General features: G+C 59.4%; 15 protein-coding genes. 12 read left to right on the top strand and 3 right to left on the bottom strand.

Annotation, left to right across the window (positions count from 1 at the left end; genetic code table 11):
• Window positions 1–449 precede the first annotated feature (449 nt).
• Window positions 450–1058, bottom strand: a complete 609-nt coding sequence (locus AB9L16_RS14300) for a prepilin-type N-terminal cleavage/methylation domain-containing protein (protein ID WP_375122284.1) — start codon at window positions 1056–1058, stop codon at window positions 450–452.
• Window positions 1055–1501 carry a GspH/FimT family pseudopilin gene (locus AB9L16_RS14295; protein ID WP_375122283.1) on the bottom strand — a complete coding sequence of 149 codons (447 nt, stop codon included), beginning with the start codon at window positions 1499–1501 and terminating at the stop codon, window positions 1055–1057. The genes AB9L16_RS14300 and AB9L16_RS14295 overlap by 4 nt, the downstream gene beginning before the upstream one ends.
• 120 nt (window positions 1502–1621) lie before the next feature.
• Between AB9L16_RS14295 and AB9L16_RS14290 the strand changes: the two genes are divergently transcribed.
• From AB9L16_RS14290 to AB9L16_RS14275, 4 genes are all read left to right on the top strand, one after another.
• Window positions 1622–2053, top strand: a complete 432-nt coding sequence (locus AB9L16_RS14290) for a type II secretion system protein N (protein ID WP_375122282.1) — start codon at window positions 1622–1624, stop codon at window positions 2051–2053.
• Between the two features lie 272 nt (window positions 2054–2325).
• Window positions 2326–4938, top strand: coding sequence for an AAA family ATPase (locus AB9L16_RS14285; protein ID WP_375122281.1), 2613 nt, complete (start codon window positions 2326–2328; stop codon window positions 4936–4938).
• Window positions 4939–5152: 214 nt separating this feature from the next.
• Complete coding sequence (locus AB9L16_RS14280) at window positions 5153–5866, top strand: hypothetical protein (RefSeq protein ID WP_375122280.1); 714 nt, start codon at window positions 5153–5155, stop codon at window positions 5864–5866.
• A 422-nt stretch (window positions 5867–6288) separates the two neighbouring features.
• The gene (locus AB9L16_RS14275; protein WP_375122279.1) at window positions 6289–6648 is read left to right on the top strand and encodes a DUF6124 family protein; all 360 of its coding nucleotides are present in this window, start codon (window positions 6289–6291) and stop codon (window positions 6646–6648) included.
• A 366-nt stretch (window positions 6649–7014) separates the two neighbouring features.
• On the opposite strand, the gene gspI is transcribed toward AB9L16_RS14275, so the two are convergent.
• Window positions 7015–7401: a type II secretion system minor pseudopilin GspI gene (gspI, locus tag AB9L16_RS14270; RefSeq protein ID WP_375122278.1), complete on the bottom strand. Its 387-nt coding sequence runs from the start codon at window positions 7399–7401 to the stop codon at window positions 7015–7017.
• A gap of 148 nt (window positions 7402–7549) precedes the next feature.
• Here gspI and gspG point away from each other — a divergent pair, with 148 nt between their 5' ends.
• The 8 genes from gspG to AB9L16_RS14230 all read left to right on the top strand — a co-directional run bounded on the left by gspG (window position 7550) and on the right by AB9L16_RS14230 (window position 20051).
• On the top strand, window positions 7550–8008 hold the full coding sequence (gene gspG, locus AB9L16_RS14265) for a type II secretion system major pseudopilin GspG (RefSeq protein WP_076562599.1): 459 nt from the start codon (window positions 7550–7552) through the stop codon (window positions 8006–8008).
• A 47-nt stretch (window positions 8009–8055) separates the two neighbouring features.
• A complete protein-coding gene (gene gspK / locus AB9L16_RS14260; protein ID WP_375122277.1) occupies window positions 8056–8976 on the top strand; it encodes a type II secretion system minor pseudopilin GspK in 921 nt (306 codons plus the stop codon).
• Complete coding sequence (gene gspL, locus AB9L16_RS14255; protein ID WP_375122276.1) at window positions 8973–10094, top strand: type II secretion system protein GspL; 1122 nt, start codon at window positions 8973–8975, stop codon at window positions 10092–10094. Before gspK ends, gspL begins: the two co-directional genes overlap by 4 nt.
• Window positions 10087–10635, top strand: a complete 549-nt coding sequence (gene gspM / locus AB9L16_RS14250) for a type II secretion system protein GspM (protein ID WP_375122275.1) — start codon at window positions 10087–10089, stop codon at window positions 10633–10635. The genes gspL and gspM overlap by 8 nt, the downstream gene beginning before the upstream one ends.
• Window positions 10632–13013 (top strand): type II secretion system secretin GspD, encoded by a 2382-nt coding sequence (gene gspD, locus AB9L16_RS14245; RefSeq protein ID WP_375122274.1) that lies wholly within the window; start codon window positions 10632–10634, stop codon window positions 13011–13013. Before gspM ends, gspD begins: the two co-directional genes overlap by 4 nt.
• A 2882-nt stretch (window positions 13014–15895) precedes the next feature.
• Window positions 15896–17302, top strand: a complete 1407-nt coding sequence (gene gspE, locus AB9L16_RS14240; RefSeq protein ID WP_252876416.1) for a type II secretion system ATPase GspE — start codon at window positions 15896–15898, stop codon at window positions 17300–17302.
• Window positions 17302–18510: a type II secretion system inner membrane protein GspF gene (gene gspF, locus AB9L16_RS14235; protein ID WP_323620292.1), complete on the top strand. Its 1209-nt coding sequence runs from the start codon at window positions 17302–17304 to the stop codon at window positions 18508–18510. Before gspE ends, gspF begins: the two co-directional genes overlap by 1 nt.
• A 437-nt stretch (window positions 18511–18947) precedes the next feature.
• Complete coding sequence (locus tag AB9L16_RS14230; RefSeq protein WP_150740966.1) at window positions 18948–20051, top strand: substrate-binding domain-containing protein; 1104 nt, start codon at window positions 18948–18950, stop codon at window positions 20049–20051.
• The last annotated feature ends 136 nt before the right edge of the window (window positions 20052–20187 follow it).

The following is a 20187-nucleotide window of genomic DNA, read 5'->3' as shown; positions in this document are numbered from 1 at the left end:
ACCCCTCACCCCAGCCCTCTCCCGAGGGAGAGGGGGTCGATTTGGGGGCTTTTCAGAATTTGCATTCGGCTCGGTATCTCAAGTCGGCGTACTTCGCCTGTACAACTCGGTCAGTCCCCTCTCCCTCTGGGAGAGGGCTAGGGTGAGGGGCTCTTGATGTGGCTTTTGATCTATTGGCCCTTCCCCCCGGTGCCTTCTGTGGGAGCGAGCCCGCTCGCGAAAGCAGTTTCCCGGCAGACCAATATCCAACGATTGCACTCAATCCCTGTGGGAGCTGGCTTGCCAGCGATGACGGCCTAACAGCCAACCAACCTGCAACTGACCGCCCCCAACCCAATTGTGGGAGCGAGCCTGCTCGCGAAAACGGTCTACCAGTGACAACAATATTGACTGACCCACCGCAATCGCGAGCAGGCTCACTCCTACAAAAAAAGCTGCGGTGACCCCGGCTATTGCAACAACCCAATCACCTGCCGATACCGCTCAACCCCCTGCGCCGTCTGCCGACTCAAACTAATCTCCAACCCCAACGGATCCTCCCGCCGATTCCCGCTCAGCTGCCGCCATCCCTTATCCACCTCCCAAACCCGCACCTGCACATCACTCACCTCACTCAACACCGCAACCCCATTCCCAGGCGCCGGCAACGGATAGCGACTGCGCGCCTCAGCCACCGCCCGATACAACGTATCCCCCTTGACCCACCACCGAACCCGCTGCAACGCTCCCGGCTGATCCGCCGCGCTACGAATAATGTCCAGCCGAAACCCCTTGGTGTCACTACTGCGCACCGTCACCGCTGGCGGCGCAGTCGACGCCTCATCCTCAGCCCCAACCTTGCGCGGCTCGCTCAACTCCACCCCGGCGCGCAGGTCCACATCCCGCTGCAACTGATTCAACACCCGCAACAACCCGTCGCTCTGCTCACTGCTCGCCTGCAAATGACTGTCCGCCCGCGTCACACTGTCCAGCCCGCGCCAGGCGATCAGACTCACCACCGCCATCAGCAGAATCGCGACCATCACCTCAATCAGAGTGAACCCTTGCTGAGTCTTCATTGAATACTGATCCGCCCACTGCCATCGCGCAGCACACTCAGCCGATTGGCCCCATCAGACAAAATCAGCCGCAACGGCGGATTGATCCACTCGGCATTCAGCACCACCGTCTGCCGAGGCTCCACACGCACCTCGACCTTCGGGCTCTGCCACACACGCGGGCGCAACTGCGCATCCTCCTTGAACGACTCAAACCCCACGCCATCATCCCCATGCCGACCAAAGCGAAACCCCTTGGCATCCGCCACCCACACAATCGGCCGCCCATCCGCGCGAGCCTCGGCCTGCGCCACCTGCAGCAACTGCGCAACCCGCTCGGCATCCTTGCGCAACAACTGCAACGGATCGGGCTTGATACTCAAACTGATCGCCGCACTGGCAATCCCGATGATCACCAGCACCACCATCAACTCGATCAACGTAAAACCCTGCTGCCTGCTCATCACCCAAGCGCTCCTTGGCGTCCCACCCCATCGTGCCCGGCGAACATGTAAGGCATGTGAAATAAAACGGAGAGAATTGCCGCGTAGGCTGGCAACAGGGACAACAAGGAGCGACAACCCATGAAATTCACCGCACGGATCACCCCGGCGCAAACCGTCCAGGCCCTGGCCCTGCTCGCCGCCCTGGTTGGCGTCGCGACGTGGTCGTCGCTGCTGCTGACCACGGCGGAATCCCACACACCCGCAGCCGCCCCGCAAGTACTCGCGGCGAGGAGCGATAGCCCGGCGTTGCAGTGGTTTTCCAATGAGACCGCCCCGGTGGATATCAAGGTGAGCGGGGTGATCGCGGGCGGGAGCGGGACGGTGGCGATATTGAGTTTGAATGATGGGCCGCCCAGGAGTTTTTTGGTGGGGGAGAAGGTTGGGGTAGGGGTGAAGTTGGTGGGGGTTGAGGGGGATGGGGTGGTGATTGAGCAGGGTGGGGAGAGGGTGAGGTTGGGGGTTGAGAGGTTGGGGGAGGGGGTGGTTTTGCCGAGGTTGGTGAGGCCATGATTCCGGCAGTAGCAGGACGAATTTTAGTGTTTCAATTGAAATCGCATCTAGATTGTAGGATCAGTCGGTTCTGTACATGAAGAAAACTAAAAAGCTACAAAATTTTCCTTTTAGCCTTGAAAGACAGCTGCATTTCTAGCTCGCGAATACGGGGTGCTAATTCGAAATATTCTACCGCCACCTGCCTTATTCGCTTTAGTCTGCTAAACATACTCAAAGCAACTTCCTCTTTTATTCATCGGTGTGGTTGGACTATGCCAAGGAGTAGGTAGGTGACGATTATTCAGGAAATTCACGCATGGTCGAAGGGACTGCCTGCGTGGCAGCAAGACGCAATTGCTCGCCTTTACCAAAACCGTAGTCTCAGCCCAGCCGATCTTGACGAACTCTACGCATTAGCCAAAGCCGAGTCTGGTATTCCAGATCCTGAGGGCCGAAGCCCTAAGAGGCTTGATGACGCGTTGATCGCTCAGCCCAATGATCCCGCACGCTTAGTACAGTTGGCTGCGATCAAACAAATTGTTAACGTCAATGCTTTAGCTAACGGGGGAAGTGTTCCGATCTCGTTGACTGGCCTGACGGTAATCTACGGCGAAAATGGCGCTGGGAAGTCAGGGTATTCCCGGGTATTCAAACATGCTTGCCGCGCGCGCGACCGGCGCGAGCCGATTCTCCCTAATGCAAACCTAGACCCTAAAACTGCAGGCGTAGCCCAAGCAGTATTTGAAACTGTTATAGACGGTGTAACTACTGATCTTTTTTGGCAATACGGGACTGTTGCTCCCGAACCTCTTTCAGACATTGCCATCTTCGATACTTATTGCGCTCGTGCTTATATTGATAATCATGGTGACTTCGCTTATGCACCATATGGGCTGGATATATTGGAAGGGATGGCAAGCGTATGCACTAAGCTTAAGACACGCGCCTCGCAAGAGATGGTTGCAAATGCTCCAACTGACGCAGTTTACGCCGCCCTTACGAGAGATAAAACACAGGTGGCTGCTGCATTACTCGGCATCCCTAAATCTACCGTCCCTGAGCAAATAGAAGCTCTAGCCGCACTCACGAAAATCGACTTGGATCGATTATCGCTCTTGACTCAAACGCTCGCTGAGGCAGATCCGAGGCAAAAAGCACAAGCATTGCGTCAAAAGGCCGCGCGCTTCAACGGTTTAAAAGATCGATTGGTGGCGGCAATTGCACTGATCGACGATAGGACGGCGGGTCAGCTCAAACAGCTAATTGAAGCATCAAAAACTGCGAAAGCTGCAGCGGAATTGGCTGCTCAAGAGTTCAAACAAACCGCCGGTCAACTTGCTGGTACGGGAGGTGAAGAATGGAAGGCACTATTCGACGCGGCCAGAGTTTTTGCGCAAGTGAGTCATCCAGGTCATGAGTTTCCAAAGATACCGGAAGACTCTGTATGTCCTCTCTGTCAAAACCTCCTCGGCCCTGAAGGTGTTGCGCATCTAACGCGCTTTGATACGTTCGTCAAACATGCTGCCGAAAAGGCAGCAAAGGAGGCTCGCGATGCAGCGACGGTGGCCTATAGAATGGTTCAAAAGGCCGTAATCGATGTGATGTTCCGTGACGGCTTGGTGGAAGAATTAACCGAACTCGATCCCGAGCTCGCTGCTGGCTGTTCTTCCATGCAGATATGCCTAAATAACCGGCAGACATCGATACTCAAAGCCGCTGCGGGTGAACTTAAATGGGAAGAAGTAGTTCCTCTAGGGACTGACCCATGCCCGGGTCTAGCCGTTGTGATCCAACGCATCCTACATCAATCCAAAGCTTTGGACGCAACGGCCGACGAAAAAACCCGGGCTCAGATGACGGCGGAGAAGCTAGAACTTGATGCGCGGGCGCGGCTGGGCGAGATCAAAGCCGCTGTTTTGGAAGTGATCGCCAAGCACGAGACGAGTCGCAAGCTTCAACTATGCATAGATGGATTCGATACTCGAGGCATTTCTAGAAAATCCACTGAGCTTTCTCGGACGACCGCCAGTCAGGAATTGGCAGATGCTCTGAATGAGGAACTCAAACGCCTCAAAGTGCATCAGCTAAAAATTGTGATGAAACCAGAGTCTCCCGGAGGTAAGACTCAATTTAAGCTTGTCCTACAGCTGCCCGGTGGGGGTACTCCCGCAGCCATTTTGAGCGAGGGGGAGCAACGAGCAATTGCAATCGCATCCTTTCTTGCCGAGCTTAAGCTAGGCAAAGGTCGTGGTGGAATAGTTTTAGATGACCCAGTGTCATCACTCGATCATAGACGTCGTTGGGAAGTTGCAGAACGCTTGGCATTAGAAGCGCTTAACCGGCAGGTGATCATCTTCACGCACGACATCTATTTTCTCTGCATCTTGGAGCAGAAAGCTGAGGAGTCCGGGGCGCAATTAACCAAGAACTATATTCGTCGCACCGCAGATGGTTTTGGTGTGCATTCGCAGGATCTACCGTTCGACGTCGTTGGTACCAAAGATCGACTGGCAAGGCTTCGGCAAGAATTGGTGGAAGTTCGTAAAGCACAAAAGAGTGGAGATGAAGACGAGCAACGTCGTTTGACTGCTGCGTGCTATGGTCGTTTGCGCTTAGCGTGGGAGAGATGCGTTGAGGAGGTGCTTTTGAATGGTGCAGTCCAAAGATTCGGCGAAGGAGTCTCGACGCAACGTTTGAAGTCGGTAATTGTCACTGACGAAGATTACCGGGAGGTGGACAGCGGGATGTCCAAAAGCTCCAAATTCGAACACGACGCGGCGACGCATGTTGGTAGGATCCCAATACCAGAGCCTGACGAACTGGAGGTGGATATCGAGAGACTCGCGACGTGGCGGGGCGCTTTAGATAAACGCTCGAAAGAAATATCGAAAGCAAGAGGCTAGATTTTGGTTTGCCCAACGTTAAACAAAATGAAGTGGATGGCTGAGCTATTTTGCTCATGGACGCGTAAGGGGACGGATCTTCCCTAAATTTAATCCGTTTCCAAAGGCACACCAAAGGTGCGCAGAACGTGTGCTGACTGTCCGAACATGCCATTCTGGCGCTGATACACTGATTTCCAACGTGCCTGTTAACCACCAACAACTAGGAGGTGAGATGGAAATCAAACAGCTTTGCGTCGCGCATGGATTCGATTTGGTTAAAAGCGGCGTAGCGTTGGGCGGCGGTAGTTTCGGAATGACGGATCTGGAAATTTCCCCCATTGAATTTTTGACCTTGGCAGAAGAGGATTTTGAGCGGGGAGGACTGCCGGCTCTTATTAACGCGACGACGAATGTGAAGCGAGCTATTGTCTGTCAGCTTGATCAGTTGCTGATCTCTTTCGGTTACTCATCGCTGCGATGGAACGTGCCGAAAAAGATTGAGCGTGTAAGAGCACTTGGGTTATTGGTGCCCAGTTTGTTGCGAAAAGTTGTTGATATGAGAAATTTTCTTGAGCACGAGTACGCTGCGCCTGAGCTCAAAAGCGTTGAGGAGGCTTTGGATATCGCAAGTTTATTTGTGATGTCCGCCTCAGCTATGTTTATACCGTTCGACGACGTTTTGGAGTTCTCACGGCCTGATTCCGTTTCTTCAGATGTTTCCGTCACCCATCTCACCGCAGGTTTGAGGCGGGAATCAGGTAGGGTTTTTTACACCGTCTACGCGTATGAACCTGGCGAATATGCGGGCCGTTGTGTTGATCAATGTCAGATTCAATCGGGGCATGTCCTGTTTGAGGCAATGGTGAAGCTTTCTGCATCGTTGATGCTTCGATACAAAGTAGAACAAGCACTGAAAAATTTTGAAGCCGCATATGCCGAGCTATGAAGTTCTTTGTATTACTTCTTCGGCGAGGGGACGAATTTCAGTGAGCGGTAGGTGTTGAGAAGTCGATAAACACCAGTGTTTAAAAAGACATCTCCAGTCACGCTCTCAGGCTACATATCCTTGCGCCTTTGCCTACAGCTACGCCAGAATCCGCCGGCTTGTGCGCCTTGGGGGCGGGTTCTATTGTGGTGCGGTCGCTGACGAATCAGCGATCGGGTTTGGTAGCCCGGCTTAGACTTGGCGCATAGCGTCACCCGATTCAGTCCTTTTTGGGGCTGTGTTTTTATGGTGGCCATGCGCAGGGCGTCTTCGGGCGCGCCGGTTTTCCAAGTCGCCGGTCTACCAACCTTCGTATGGCCACCACCCCTTCGTTTGGTAGCGAAAAGATGATGGCTCCTTTTCTATGATTTGGAGATTCACTCATGATCAAACCAACACCCAACCCGCCCGAAACCGATCCCACGTCTCCCTACGAATCCCTCGACTCCAACAAACTCCACGAAGCCGCTGACCGCGCGCTTGATCATTACCTGTCGCCAAACAATCTCCTGCCTCCGCCGCGTAAGGCGCGTGGGATGTATGCGGTGACGGCGGATACCAAGAATGAAGAACTGCTGGCGGATGCGAGTGAAACGCTTGCTTCGGCGAAGACGATTACTCAGGACATTTCCAGTCTGTTGCCGGCACCGCAGCGTCGGGCGTTGTTGGGGGTTGCCCAACTGATCATGCTGGGGGAGCTGGCGGTGAATCGGGTGATGGAAAATTTGGAGGTGGCGGGGTGATGTCGTTGGCCTTGTTCCGGCGCTGGGCCTTGGGATTTTAGGTGCGGCAGAAAAGCCCCTCACCCCAGCCCTCTCCCGGAGGGAGAGGGAGCCGACCGAGGTGTCTTGCGTTGTGCATCGACCTGGACGAGCGTGTTGATTATGGATTTTTGATGCTTATGCACCGCAGCAGAAGAGCCCCTCACCCCAGCCCTCTCCCGGAGGGAGAGGGAGCCGACCGAGGTGTTTTGCGTTATACATCGACCTGGAAGACCTTAGCGGCTATGGCTTTGCTGGGCTTCAGCAATGCTGGATTCAGAGCGATGCGTTCAGGTCGGCGTATCTCTGGAACATCCCCGAATCGGTTCCCTCTCCCTCGGGAGAGGGCTAGGGTGAGGGGCTTCCTGGCCGTGGCAACAGGGTCTCCAGTCTGGCCAACGGCGGCGCATCTTGGTTGCGATCAAATACTTGGATTCCAATCCTGAGCAGCCGTCCATTTTCTGCGCTGGCGATCACCTGTTCGCAGCGCAACATAAGCCGTCCTTGATCACATTCAACAGCCTTCATCCCATTCGGCAACCGACCTTCAAGGCGTAGCTCAGCCATCCGACTCTGCGCCGCAATCATCGCCACCGACCGATCCCTTAAAACCCCACTGCTCTGCGTCATCAACCCCGCGACGCGCACGGCGGCGGACATGGCGACGGCGATGATCGCCAGTGCCACCAGCACTTCAATCAGGGTGAATCCTTCCTCTCGCGTTCGCGCGCGCATACATGGCCCAAAACCAAAACCCAGCCCTCGACGCTAACCCCCGTCCTTGACGGCTTGACGACGGAAACACCCGAGGTTTTTCAACATCCCTGACATATCTTCTTGCAACACTGCGCGTCGAATTCGGATCAAGCCAGGGAATGTCGAGATGGATATCGCACCTTTGAACACGCTCAGTCAGTCGCCGCGCATGCCGCGTGGGCAGCAGGGTTTTACCTTGATTGAGATCATGGTGGTGGTGGTGATTTTGGGGATTCTGGCGGCGATGGTGGTGCCCAAGGTGCTTGACCGGCCGGATCAGGCGCGGGCGACGGCGGCGAAGCAGGATATTGGTGGGTTGATGCAGGCGTTGAAGTTGTATCGCCTCGATCACGGCACGTATCCGAGCATGAATCAGGGGCTGAAGGTGTTGGTCGAGCGGCCGGCGGATGCGAAAAACAGCAACTGGCGTTCGTATCTGGAGCGTTTGCCGAATGACCCGTGGGGCCGGCCTTATCAGTACCTCAACCCGGGCGCAAATGGTGAGGTCGATATCTTTTCCCTCGGCGCCGACGGCCAGCCTGACGGCGATGGCGTGAATGCCGATATCGGTTCCTGGCAGTTGTAAGGCCGGCCGTGAAAACTGGTTCGCTCAACGGGGCGAAGCAACGGGGCATGGCGATTATCAGCGCGTTGTTGATTGCCGCCGTGGTGGCGGTGATTGCGGCGGGGATGTTGACGCGTCAGAGCGTGGCGACCCGGGCGCTGGAGGCCGATCAGCAGCGGGTGCAGGGGCGTTGGGTGGCGCAGGGTGGTCTGGAGATCAGCCGGCAGTTGCTCTGGGATGCGCGCCTGCGTGATCCGTTGACCCGGCGTGATCAGCTTTGGGCGCAGCCGTTGTTGGCGGCGGGTTTTGCCGGGCGGCTGGAGGATGAGCAGGGCAAGTTCAACCTGCGCAATCTCGTCGTCAACGAGCGCATCGATGAGGCGCAAGTGCAGGCGTTCGAGCGGTTGTGCGAGTTGATCGGTGTGAGTGCCGTTGTCGGCCAGCGCATCCGTCAGCGGGTGATTGCCGGGTATCCGCATTTGCTCAATGCGCAGATTGGCGCGACGGGCAAAGCAGGTTTCGACAGCGGCCGAGCGACTTCGCCCGATGCCGATCACAAACCGCCACCGCCGAAGCTGCCGATGCTGCGCACGCTGGATGATTTGCGCAGCGTCGAAGGCATCACCGATGCCCTGCTCGGCCAACTGGCGCCGTACGTGACGGTGATTCCGGCGGCGACGTGGATCAACGGCAACACCGCCACGGCGCAGGTGCTGGCGGCGTATGTGCCGGGGCTTTCGCTGGAGCGGGCGACGGCGTTGATTGCCGAGCGTGACGCGGGGCGCTGGTTTATCAATCGCGGCGATTTTGTGAACCGCTTGCGCATGCCGCAGTTGGAAATGAGCAGCGTCAAAGTCGGCATAACCAGTGACTGGTTTCGTTTGCGCGGTGAGGCGCGGCGGGATCAGCGTCGGGTCAGCCTTGATGCTTTGTTGCATCGCAGCGAGGATCGGCTGCCGCAGGTGATCTGGTCGCGGGTGGGCGCATGAGCCAGTTGCGCGTCGCGTTGCCGCCGCTGGCGGAGCTGGAGTTGCACAGCGAAGTGAGCTGCGCCTGGCTGGATCGTCAGGGGCAGGTCAGTCGTGAGGAACGGCTCACTTTGAGTCAGTTGGGGCAACGGCCGAAGCAACCACCGCTGCTGTGTTTTCTGCATCCGGCCGACAGCCTGCTCGCCAGCATTGATCTGCCGCCGCTGCCCGCGAACAAAACGGCGGCCGCTGTGCAGTGCGCGGCGCAGGCGCTGATGCTCGGTGACAGCAGCCAAATGCATATCGGCCACAGCCCTCGTGATGCGAGTGGGCAGGTGCAGATTGCCTGGGTCTCGCGGCAGCATTTGCAGCGTCTGGCTGCGGTGCTCAAGCAGGCGGGGTTGACGCTGCTCGGTTTGTATCCGGCGCCCTACAGCCTGCCAGTGCTGCCGGGGGTTGTCGCTTGTGTGGCGGACGGGCATTTGCTCCGGCGCGAGAGTTTGAACAGTGCGCAGGTTGAGCCGTTGCTCGGTGACGAAGTTGATGAGGCATCGTTCGCAGCTGACGCGACACAACGCTGGATCGGTCCTTTGCCCGGTTGGGGGTTGCTCGGGGGTTTGCAGCAAGCCGGCGGCGAGCAACGTGGCTGGGGTCGTGCTGTCGGGTGTGTGGCTTTGGCCGTGGTGGTCTGGGTGATTGGCCTGAATCTCTACGCCGCCCGCGAAGCGCGGCAGGGCCAGCAGCTCAAGGCGCAGATGAGCCAGCGGGTGAAGCAGGCGTTCCCGGAATTGCCGGTGATTCTCAACCCGCTGCAACAGGCGCGTCAGCAACTCGAGCAGCGGCAAAAAGGCGCGGTCGATGACCCGGCGCAAAATTTCAATCGACTGGTGTTGCAGGCCGGCACCGGCATGCCGTTCATGGCTGGCAGTGTCGAGCGTCTGACCTATCGCGACGGCGTCTTGCAGCTGGCCTTGCTAAGCGATGCAAACCGTGGCGGCAACGACAAGGACTGGCAAAGCACCTTGGCCCAGGCCGGCATCAGCGTCACTGCCGATGACGCAGGCTGGACCTTGCGCCCGAGCGATGAATCCAGCGCCAACACCAACGCAGATGACGACAGCGGAGCAGACGATGAGTAGGGCGACGCTGGCGATTTACCGTGGACGCTGGCAGCGCTTCAGCAGTCAGTTGCAGGCGCGTTGGCAGCCGTTGGCGCTGCGTGAGAAACGCATGGTCGCTGGCATGGCGCTGGTGCTTGTCGGTCTGCTGATCTGGCTGACGCTGGTCAAGCCGCCATTGGCCAGGATCACTTTTTGGCAGAGCGAAACGCCCAAGTTGCGCGCACAAACCGAGGCGCTGGAAGTGCTGTTGCGCAGCGTCAATGTGCGGCCGCAGGGGCAAAGCGTTGGCCAGTCGCTGGAGCAAAGTCTGCAAGCGGCGGGGCTGGCCGGGCATTACCAATTACAAGCGGCGGAGGGCGGTGCGTGGCAGTTGAATGTCGACGCCGCGCCGGCCGATGCGCTGCTCGACTGGCTGCTCAGCCAGCCATCACAACTTTCTCTGCAGGTGGTCGAGGCGCAGTTGCAACGCGCAAGCGCGGCCTCGACCGATGTCACCGCCGGCACTTTGTCAGGCACCGTTCGCATGGATCAGGCGCAGGGCGCTAAGGAAGCTTCATGAAGGAGTCACGCTGCAAACCGGCACGTCTGGCGCTGCCGTTGTTGCTGATGGCATTGAGCGCGTGCAACAGCACCACGGCGCCGCAGAATCAGCCGCCGCTATTGGTCGACAGCGAACTCGGGCGGCCGCTGGCCAACACCCAGCGCAGCGGCGATGCGGTGGCCGATCGCGAACGGGCGCAGGCTCAGGCGCGGCCGGTGCCCAAGCAGTTGCACAACATCAGTCAGCGCGGGCGCAGTGGTGGTGCTGTGCCGAGCAACACGGTTGCGCGCAATCCCTTGGGCGAGCAACCGGTGACGCTGAATTTTGTCGAGGCAGATATTCAGGCGGTGGTACGGGCGCTGTCGCGGGCCACCGGGCAGCAGTTTCTCGTCGATCCACGGGTCAAGGGCAATCTGACGTTGGTCTCGGAAGGTCAGGTGCCGGCCCGTCAGGCTTACGACATGCTGCTCGCGGCGTTGCGCATGCAAGGCTTCAGCGTGGTCGATGTCGGCGGCGTGGCGCAGGTGGTTCCCGAGGCCGACGCGAAACTGCTCGGCGGGCCGATCTACAGCGCCGACAAACCGGCCGGCAACGGCATGCTCACGCGCACGTTTCGCCTGCAATACGAAAACGCGGTGAACCTGATCCCGGTGCTGCGCCCGATTGTCTCGCCGAACAATCCGATCAATGCCTACCCCGGCAATAACACGGTGGTGATCACCGATTACGCCGAGAACCTCACCCGTGTCGCGCAGTTGATCGAGAGCATCGACACGCCGAGCGCGATCGACACCGATGTGGTGCAGATCCAGAATGGCATCGCCGCCGATATCGCGCCGATGGTGGCGGATTTGCTCGACGCGCCGGGCAATGATCCGACGCAGAAAATCGCCGTGATCGGCGACCCGCGCTCCAACACCATCATCATCCGCGCCGGCAGCCCCGAGCGTACCGAGCTGGCGCGTAACCTGATCTACAAACTCGACAACGCGCAGAGCAATCCGAGCAATCTGCACGTGGTTTATCTGCGCAACGCCCAAGCGGCGAAACTGGCGCAGGCGTTGCGCGGTTTGCTCACCGGCGAGAGTGACAGCGGCAGCAGCGACGCGGCGCGGTCGGTGCTCAGCGCGATGGGCAGCAGCACCGGCGGCAGTGCCGGGCAGAACGGCCAGAGCAGCACGCCGAGCACTGGCACTTCAACGACGACTGGCAGCGGCGCAACCGGCGGCAGTTATGCGCAGGGTAGTGGTGGCGGCAGCAGCAGTGGCGGTACGCAGAGCAGCGAACAGAACGTTGCGTTCAGCGCTGGCGGGGTGACGATTCAGGCTGACGCCACCACCAACACGCTGCTGATTTCTGCGCCGGAACCGCTGTATCGCAATTTGCGTGAGGTTATCGATCTGCTCGACCAGCGCCGTGCGCAGGTGGTGATCGAGAGCCTGATCGTCGAGGTCGGCGAGGATGATGCCAGCGAATTCGGTGTGCAATGGCAGACCGGTAACCTCGGCGGCAAGGGCGTGATCGGTGGCGCCAATCTCGGTGGCGCGGGTCTCAACACGGGGGCCAAGAACAGCATCGACGTACTGCCGCAGGGTTTGAACCTTGGCTATGTCAACGGCACGGTCGACATCCCCGGCATCGGCAAGATTCTCGACCTGAAAGTGCTGGCCCGGGCGCTGAAGAGCAAGGGCGGCACCAACGTGCTGTCGACACCGAACCTGCTGACCCTGGACAACGAAGCGGCGAGCATTTTCGTCGGCCAGACCATCCCGTTTGTCAGTGGTAGCTACGTCACTGGCGGCGGGGGCACCAGCAACAACCCGTTCCAGACCGTGACCCGCGAAGAGGTCGGCCTCAAGCTCAACGTGCGCCCGCAGATTTCCGAGGGCGGCACGGTGAAGCTGGATATCTATCAGGAAGTCAGCAGCATCGATGAGCGCGCGTCCAACAGCGTGACTGCGGCGGGCATCGTCACCAACAAACGGGCGATCGACACCAGCATTCTGCTCGACGATGGGCAGATCATGGTCCTCGGTGGTTTGCTTCAGGACGGCTACAGCCAGAGCAATGATGCCGTGCCGTGGCTGGGCAGCTTGCCGGGCATCGGCGCGCTGTTTCGCAACGAACGCCGGGCGATCACCAAGACCAACCTGATGGTGTTCCTGCGCCCGTACATCATCCGCGACAGCGAAGCAGGGCGCAGCATCACCCTCAACCGCTACGACTTCATGCGCCGCGCCCAGGGCGGCTTGCAACCGGAACGCAGCTGGGCGATGCCCGACATGCAGGCGCCGCAATTGCCGAGCGCTGCGCAAGGCGTGCCAGCGCCGGGGCCGACATCAGGCCCACGGGCCACGATCAAAGCCGTACCGATTGAAGGGAGCACCCGGTTTTGACTGAGATGATGATTGTGGCGAGGGGATTTATCCCCGCTCGGCTGCGCAGCAGTCGTAAACCGGGCACACGCGATTTTCCTGGAGAAATCGGTTCTCAGGTTTTGGGTCTGCTTCGCAGCCCAACGGGGATAAATCCCCTCGCCACAGGGGATCGCATTGCCCCAGAGAATCTCATTGCCACAGGGAATTCCACTGCCACGGTACCGATTGAAGGGGAGCACCCGGTTTTGACTCAGATGATGACTGTGGCGAGGGGATTCATCCCCGCTCGGCTGCGCAGCAGTCGTAAACCGGGCACATGCGATTTTCCTGGAGAAACCGGTTCTCAAGGTTTGGGTCTGCTTCGCAGCCCAGCGGGGATAAATCCCCTCGCCACAGGGGATCGCATTGCCCCAGAGGATCCCATTGCCACAAGGGATCCCATTGCCACGGTTTCGATTGAAGGGAGCACCCGGTTTTGACTGAGATGATGACTGTGGCGAGGGGATTTATCCCCGCTCGGCTGCGCAGCAGTCGTAAACCGGGCACACGCGATTTGCCTGGAGAAACTGGTTCTCAGGTTTTGGGTCTGCTTCGCAGCCCAACGGGGATAAATCCCCTCGCCACAGGGGATCGCATTGCCCCAGAGGATCGCATTGCCACAGAGGACCCCATTGCCACGGTACCGATTGAAGGGGAGCACCCGGTTTTGACTGAGATGATGATTGTGGCGAGGGGATTCATCCCCGCTCGGCTGCGCAGCAGTCGTAAACCGGGCACATGCGATTTGCCTGGAGAAACCGGTTCTCAAGTTTTGGGTCTGCTTCGCAGCCCAACGGGGATAAATCCCCTCGCCACAAGGGATCTCATTGCCACAGAGGATCGCATTGTCACTGAGGATTCCATTGCCACGGTACCGATCGAAGGGAGCACCCGGTTTTGACTGAGAGGATGACGGTGGCGAGGGGATTCATCCCCGCTCGGCTGCGCAGCAGTCGTAAAACCGGTACACGCGATTTGCCTGGAGAAACCGATTCTCAAGGTTTGGGTCTGCTTCGCAGCCCAACGGGGATAAATCCCCTCGCCACAGGGGATCTCATTGCCACAGAGGATCGCATTGCCCCAGAGGATCCCATTGCCACAGGGGATCGCATTGCCCCAGAGGATCCCATTGCCACAAGGGATCCCATTGCCACGGTACCGATTGAAGGGAGCACCCGGTTTTGACTGAGATGATGACGGTGGTGAGGGGATTTATCCCCGCTCGGCTGCGCAGCAGTCGTAAAACCGGTACACGCGATGTGCTTGTAGAAACCGGTTCTCAAGGTTTGGGTCTGCTTCGCAGCCCAACGGGGATAAATCCCCTCGCCACAGGGGATCGCATTGCCCCAGAGAATCTCATTGCCACAGGGAATTCCACTGCCACGGTACCGATTGAAGGGAGCACCCGGTTTTGACTGAGATGATGACTGTGGCGAGGGGATTTATCCCCGCTCGGCTGCGCAGCAGTCGTAAACCGGGCACACGCGATTTGCCTGGAGAAACTGGTTCTCAGGTTTTGGGTCTGCTTCGCAGCCCAACGGGGATAAATCCCCTCGCCACAAGGGATCTCATTGCCACAGAGGATCGCATTGTCACTGAGGATTCCATTGCCACGGTACCGATCGAAGGGAGCACCCGGTTTTGACTGAGAGGATGACGGTGGCGAGGGGATTCATCCCCGCTCGGCTGCGCAGCAGTCGTAAAACCGGTACACGCGATTTGCCTGGAGAAACCGATTCTCAAGGTTTGGGTCTGCTTCGCAGCCCAACGGGGATAAATCCCCTCGCCACAGGGGATCTCATTGCCACAGAGGATCGCATTGCCCCAGAGGATCCCATTGCCACAGGGGATCGCATTGCCCCAGAGGATCCCATTGCCACAAGGGATCCCATTGCCACGGTACCGATTGAAGGGAGCACCCGGTTTTGACTGAGATGATGACGGTGGTGAGGGGATTTATCCCCGCTCGGCTGCGCAGCAGTCGTAAAACCGGTACACGCGATGTGCTTGTAGAAACCGGTTCTCAAGGTTTGGGTCTGCTTCGCAGCCCAACGGGGATAAATCCCCTCGCCACAGGGGATCTCATTGCCACAGAGGATCGCATTGCCCCAGAGGATCCCATTGCCACAAGGGATCCCATTGCCACGGTACCGATTGAAGGGAGCACCCGGTTTTGACTGAGATGATGACTGTGGCGAGGGGATTCATCCCCGCTCGGCTGCGCAGCAGTCGTAAACCGGGCACACCCGATTTGCCTGGAGAAATCGGTTCTCAGGTTTTGGGTCTGCTTCGCAGCCCAACGGGGATAAATCCCCTCGCCACAAGGGATCGCATTGCCCCAGAGGATCGCATTGGCACAGAGGATTCCATTGCCACGGTACCGATTGAAGGGAGCACCCGGTTTTGACTGAGATGATGATTGTGGCGAGGGGATTTATCCCCGCTCGGCTGCGCAGCAGTCGTAAACCGGGCACACGCGATTTTCCTGGAGAAATCGGTTCTCAGGTTTTGGGTCTGCTTCGCAGCCCAGCGGGGATAAATCCCCTCGCCACAGGGGATCGCATTGCCCCAGAGGATCGCATTGCCACAGAGGATCCCATTGCCACGGTACCGATTGAAGGGGAGCACCCGGTTTTGACTGAGATGATGATTGTGGCGAGGGGATTCATCCCCGCTCGGCTGCGCAGCAGTCGTAAACCGGGCACACGCGATTTTCCTGGAGAAATCGGTTCTCAGGTTTTGGGTCTGCTTCGCAGCCCAACGGGGATAAATCCCCTCGCCACAGAGGTTCCCATTGCCACAGGGGATCTCATTGCCACAAGGGATCCCATTACCACGGTGGATTCTGGGGAGGGTGGGCGATGAGTGTGTTGCCGTATGCCTGGGCCAAGGCGCAGCGGATTCTTTTGCGCGATGGCGTGTTGACGGTGTGCCCATCGACGCCCGGCTGGTCGATCAGCGAAGTGCGTCGGCAGTTCGGCGCGACGCAGGTCGAGCGGGTGCGCGATGACGAGCTCGACGGTTTGCTCGCCAGCGCTTACGCCGATACCGGCAGTGCGGCGGCGGTGGTGGGTGCTGCGGAAAACGAAGTCGACCTCGATCGGCTGATGCAGGACATGCCGGAAATCACCGACCTGCTCGACACCCAGGACGGCGCGCCGGTGATTCGCATGATCAACGCCTTGCTCACCCAGGCCGCGCGCGATGAAGCCAGCGACATTCATATCGAGCCGTTCGAAACCCATTCGGTGGTGCGCTACCGGGTCGACGGCACCCTGCGTGATGTGGTCTCGCCGCGCAAGGCGTTGCACGGTGCGCTGGTGTCGCGGATCAAGATCATGGCTCAGCTCGATATCGCTGAAAAACGCCTGCCGCAGGACGGTCGTATCGCCTTGCGCGTAGCGGGGCGGCCGATCGATATTCGGGTGTCGACGGTGCCCACCGGCCACGGCGAGCGTGTGGTGATGCGCCTGCTCGACAAACAGGCCGGGCGCTTGCATCTGGAAACCCTCGGCATGGATGCGCAGGTATTGGCAAAGCTCGACCACCTGATTCGCCAGCCCCACGGCATCGTCCTGGTCACCGGGCCGACCGGCAGCGGCAAGACCACCAGCCTCTACGCGGCGCTGGCGCGGCTGGATGCGAGCACCAGCAACATCCTCACCGTGGAAGATCCGGTGGAATACGATTTGCCGGGGATCAGCCAGATTCAGGTCAACGCCAAGATCGACATGACCTTTGCCCTCGCGCTGCGGGCGATTCTGCGCCAGGACCCGGACATCATCATGATCGGCGAGATCCGTGATCTCGAGACCGCGCAAATCGCCGTGCAGGCCTCGCTCACCGGGCATCTGGTGCTGGCGACGCTGCACACCAACGACGCGGTGTCGGCGGTCAATCGCCTGATCGACATGGGCGTCGAACCGTTCTTGCTCGCGTCATCCATGCTCGGCGTCCTCGCGCAACGCCTGGTGCGGCGCTTGTGCAATCAGTGCAAACAGGAAGACCCGGCCACGCCCGGCACCTGGCGTCCGGTCGGTTGCGCGGCGTGCAATCACACCGGTTACAGCGGCCGCACCGGCATCCACGAATTGTTCTGCATCGACGACAACATCCGCACGCTGATCCACCAAGGGGCAGGGGAGCAGGCCTTGCGCGCGGCGGCGTCGAAAGCGGGGATGTTCAGCCTGCGTGAGGACGGTGAGCGCTGGATTCGCAGCGGTGCCACCGCGCCGGAAGAAATCCTTCGTGTGACACGGGACGCCTGATGAATCGCTATCGCTTTGAAGCGGCGGATACCACCGGGAAAATCGAGTCCGGGCACCTTGAGGCGGACAGCCAGAGCGCAGCGTTCAGTGCCTTGCGCGGGCGTGGCCTGACGGCGCTGTCGGTGCACGAGGAAAGCAACGTCGCCCGACACGGCGGCGGTTTGTTCAGCGCCAGACTCTCCGACAACGACCTCGCCTGGGCCACGCGGCAACTGGCGAGCCTGCTCGGCGCCAGCCTGCCATTGGAAGCAGCGCTGAGCGCCACAGTCGAGCAGGCCGAGAAAAAGCACATCGCCCAGACCCTCAGCGCCGTGCGCGCCGATGTGCGCAGCGGCATGCGTCTGGCGGAATCGCTGGCGTCGCGGCCACGGGATTTTCCCGAGATTTACCGCGCGCTGATTGCCGCTGGCGAAGAGTCCGGCGATCTGGCGCAGGTGATGGAACGGCTGGCCGATTACATCGAGGAACGCAACAACCTGCGCGGCAAGATTCTTACCGCGTTCATCTATCCGGGCGTGGTCGGGCTGGTGTCGATCGGCATTGTGATTTTCCTGCTCAGCTACGTGGTACCGCAGGTGGTCAGCGCGTTTTCTCAGGCGCGGCAGGATTTGCCCGGGTTGACCCTGGCGATGCTCACCGCCAGTGATTTCATTCGCGCCTGGGGTTGGTTGTGTGCGGCGCTCATGGCCGGGGCGTTCTGGAGTTGGCGGCTGTATTTGCGCAATCCGGCGGCGCGTTTGAGCTGGCATCACCGGGTGCTGAAGCTGCCGCTGTTCGGGCGTTTCATTCTCGGCCTGAACACCGCGCGATTCGCCTCCACGCTGGCAATTCTCGGCGGTGCCGGGGTGCCGTTGTTGCGTGCGCTGGAAGCAGCGCGGCAGACCTTGTCCAACGACCGCTTGAGCCTGAGCGTCAGCGAGGCCACGGCGAAGGTGCGCGAAGGCGTCAACCTCGCCGCCGCGCTGCGGGTGGAGAATGTCTTTCCGCCGGTGCTGATTCACCTGATCGCCAGCGGCGAGAAAACCGGCTCGCTGCCACCGATGCTCGAGCGCGCGGCGCAGACCTTGTCGCGGGATATCGAACGGCGAGCGATGGGCATGACCGCGCTGCTCGAGCCGCTGATGATTGTGGTGATGGGTGGGGTGGTTCTGGTGATTGTGATGGCGGTGTTGTTGCCGATTATTGAGATCAACCAGTTGGTGCAGTAGCCGCTTTTGATGTTGGCCGGGCTGGCCTCTTCGCGAGCAGGCTCGCTCCCACAGAGGAACGCATTTCAACTGTGGGAGCGAGCCTGCTCGCGAAAGCGCCAATCCCGACAACACAAAACTCAAATATTTTGCACCGGCCTGACCCTCACCCGAGTCCTGATCCCATCATCCTCGGGTTCTCCATTCTGTCATCTGCAACCACCCGCCAACGGCTCCAGCCCGATTCAGCCAAACCCCCGATCCAGACGTGCCGCGACACCGCGCAAACACCCGAGAAATCCGCACCAAAATCCCCCCGCAGCTCCCGAGGTTTTTTCCTTTATCTGTCACCGGAAGCTGCGAATTTCTTCCTGCGGCTCCACTGCGGTGGACCCTCCCGGTGTCATGCAAGCCTTCCGAAACCTGTGTTCCAAACCAAGTTGAAAAGGAGATTCTTCATGTTCAAGCGCACTCTGATCGCCGCCTCACTGACCGTCGCCGCTCTGGCTTCCGCCCAGGCCATGGCCGTAACCGGTGGTGGCGCCTCGCTGCCTGCCGCGCTGTACAAAGGTTCTGCCAACAGCATCCTGCCTGCCAACTTCAGCTACGCCGTAACCGGTAGCGGCATTGGCAAAAGCGCTTTCCTGACCAACAACGCTGCCCAGTTCAGCACCACCGGCACTGTGCACTTCGCCGCTAGCGACTCGATCCTCAGCGCTTCGGAACTCAGCACCTACACCAGCAACTTCGGTGCTTCGTACGGCCCGCTGATCCAGCTGCCATCGGTGGCCACTTCGGTTGCCATTCCGTACAAAAAATCCGGTCAGACCGCGCTCAACCTGACCAGCGCTCAACTGTGCGATGCGCTGTCGGGCACCGCCACCACTTGGGGCGCTCTGCTGGGTAACGCCGACAGCACGCCGATCCGTGTGGTTTACCGCAGCGTGTCCAGTGGCACCACTGAAATCCTCAGTCGCCACCTGAACGCCGTTTGCCCAGGCAAATTCGCCGTCAACTCCACCTTCACCAACGCTCGTCTGCCGGCCGGTTCCGCGCTGCCATCGACTTGGGTCGGCGTAGCCAACACCGCTGATGTGGCCACTGCGGTGAACGCCGTGGACGGTTCGATCGGCTATGTGGGTCCGGACGGCGTGAACGCCACCAGCAACGCTGTGGTTGCCCGCGTCAATGGCGTCCAGCCAACCAACGCTAACGTGACGCTGGCGCTGAGCACTGCACCGGTGCCAAGCGCACCTGCCAACCCGGCTGGCTGGGCCCCGGTCGTGCCTAACCCGGCAAGCGGTTACCCGATTGTGGCTTACACCAACTTCATCTTCGGCCAGTGCTACAAAGATGCAGCCGTGGCCACCGCCGTGCGCAACTTCCTGACCACCCACTACAGCAACCCGGGCAACAACGTCGCCACCGTCGCCCACAGCTTCACGCCGGTTCCCAACAACTGGAAAACCGCTGTGACCGCCAACTTCATCACCAACACCTCGGGCAATAACCTGGACATCAACAACGCCAACGCCTGCAACGGCATTGGTCGTCCTTTGTAAGCCTTGTCTCAACTGCAATGAAACGGCAGCAGCCTTCGGGCTGCTGTTTTTTTTGCCGATTTACTCCTCGAACATGAAGTTTGTGTGACATCCGTTCGGTCGTGAGGCTCGCCAACTGCCTATGTCGTAACAGCAG

Origin of the sequence: Pseudomonas sp. LW8 (assembly GCF_041956865.1) — a bacterium.
GTDB lineage: Bacteria > Pseudomonadota > Gammaproteobacteria > Pseudomonadales > Pseudomonadaceae > Aquipseudomonas > Aquipseudomonas siliginis.
The sequence above is the reverse complement of the archived record's forward strand: the minus strand, read 5'-3'. Positions and strand labels throughout refer to the sequence as shown.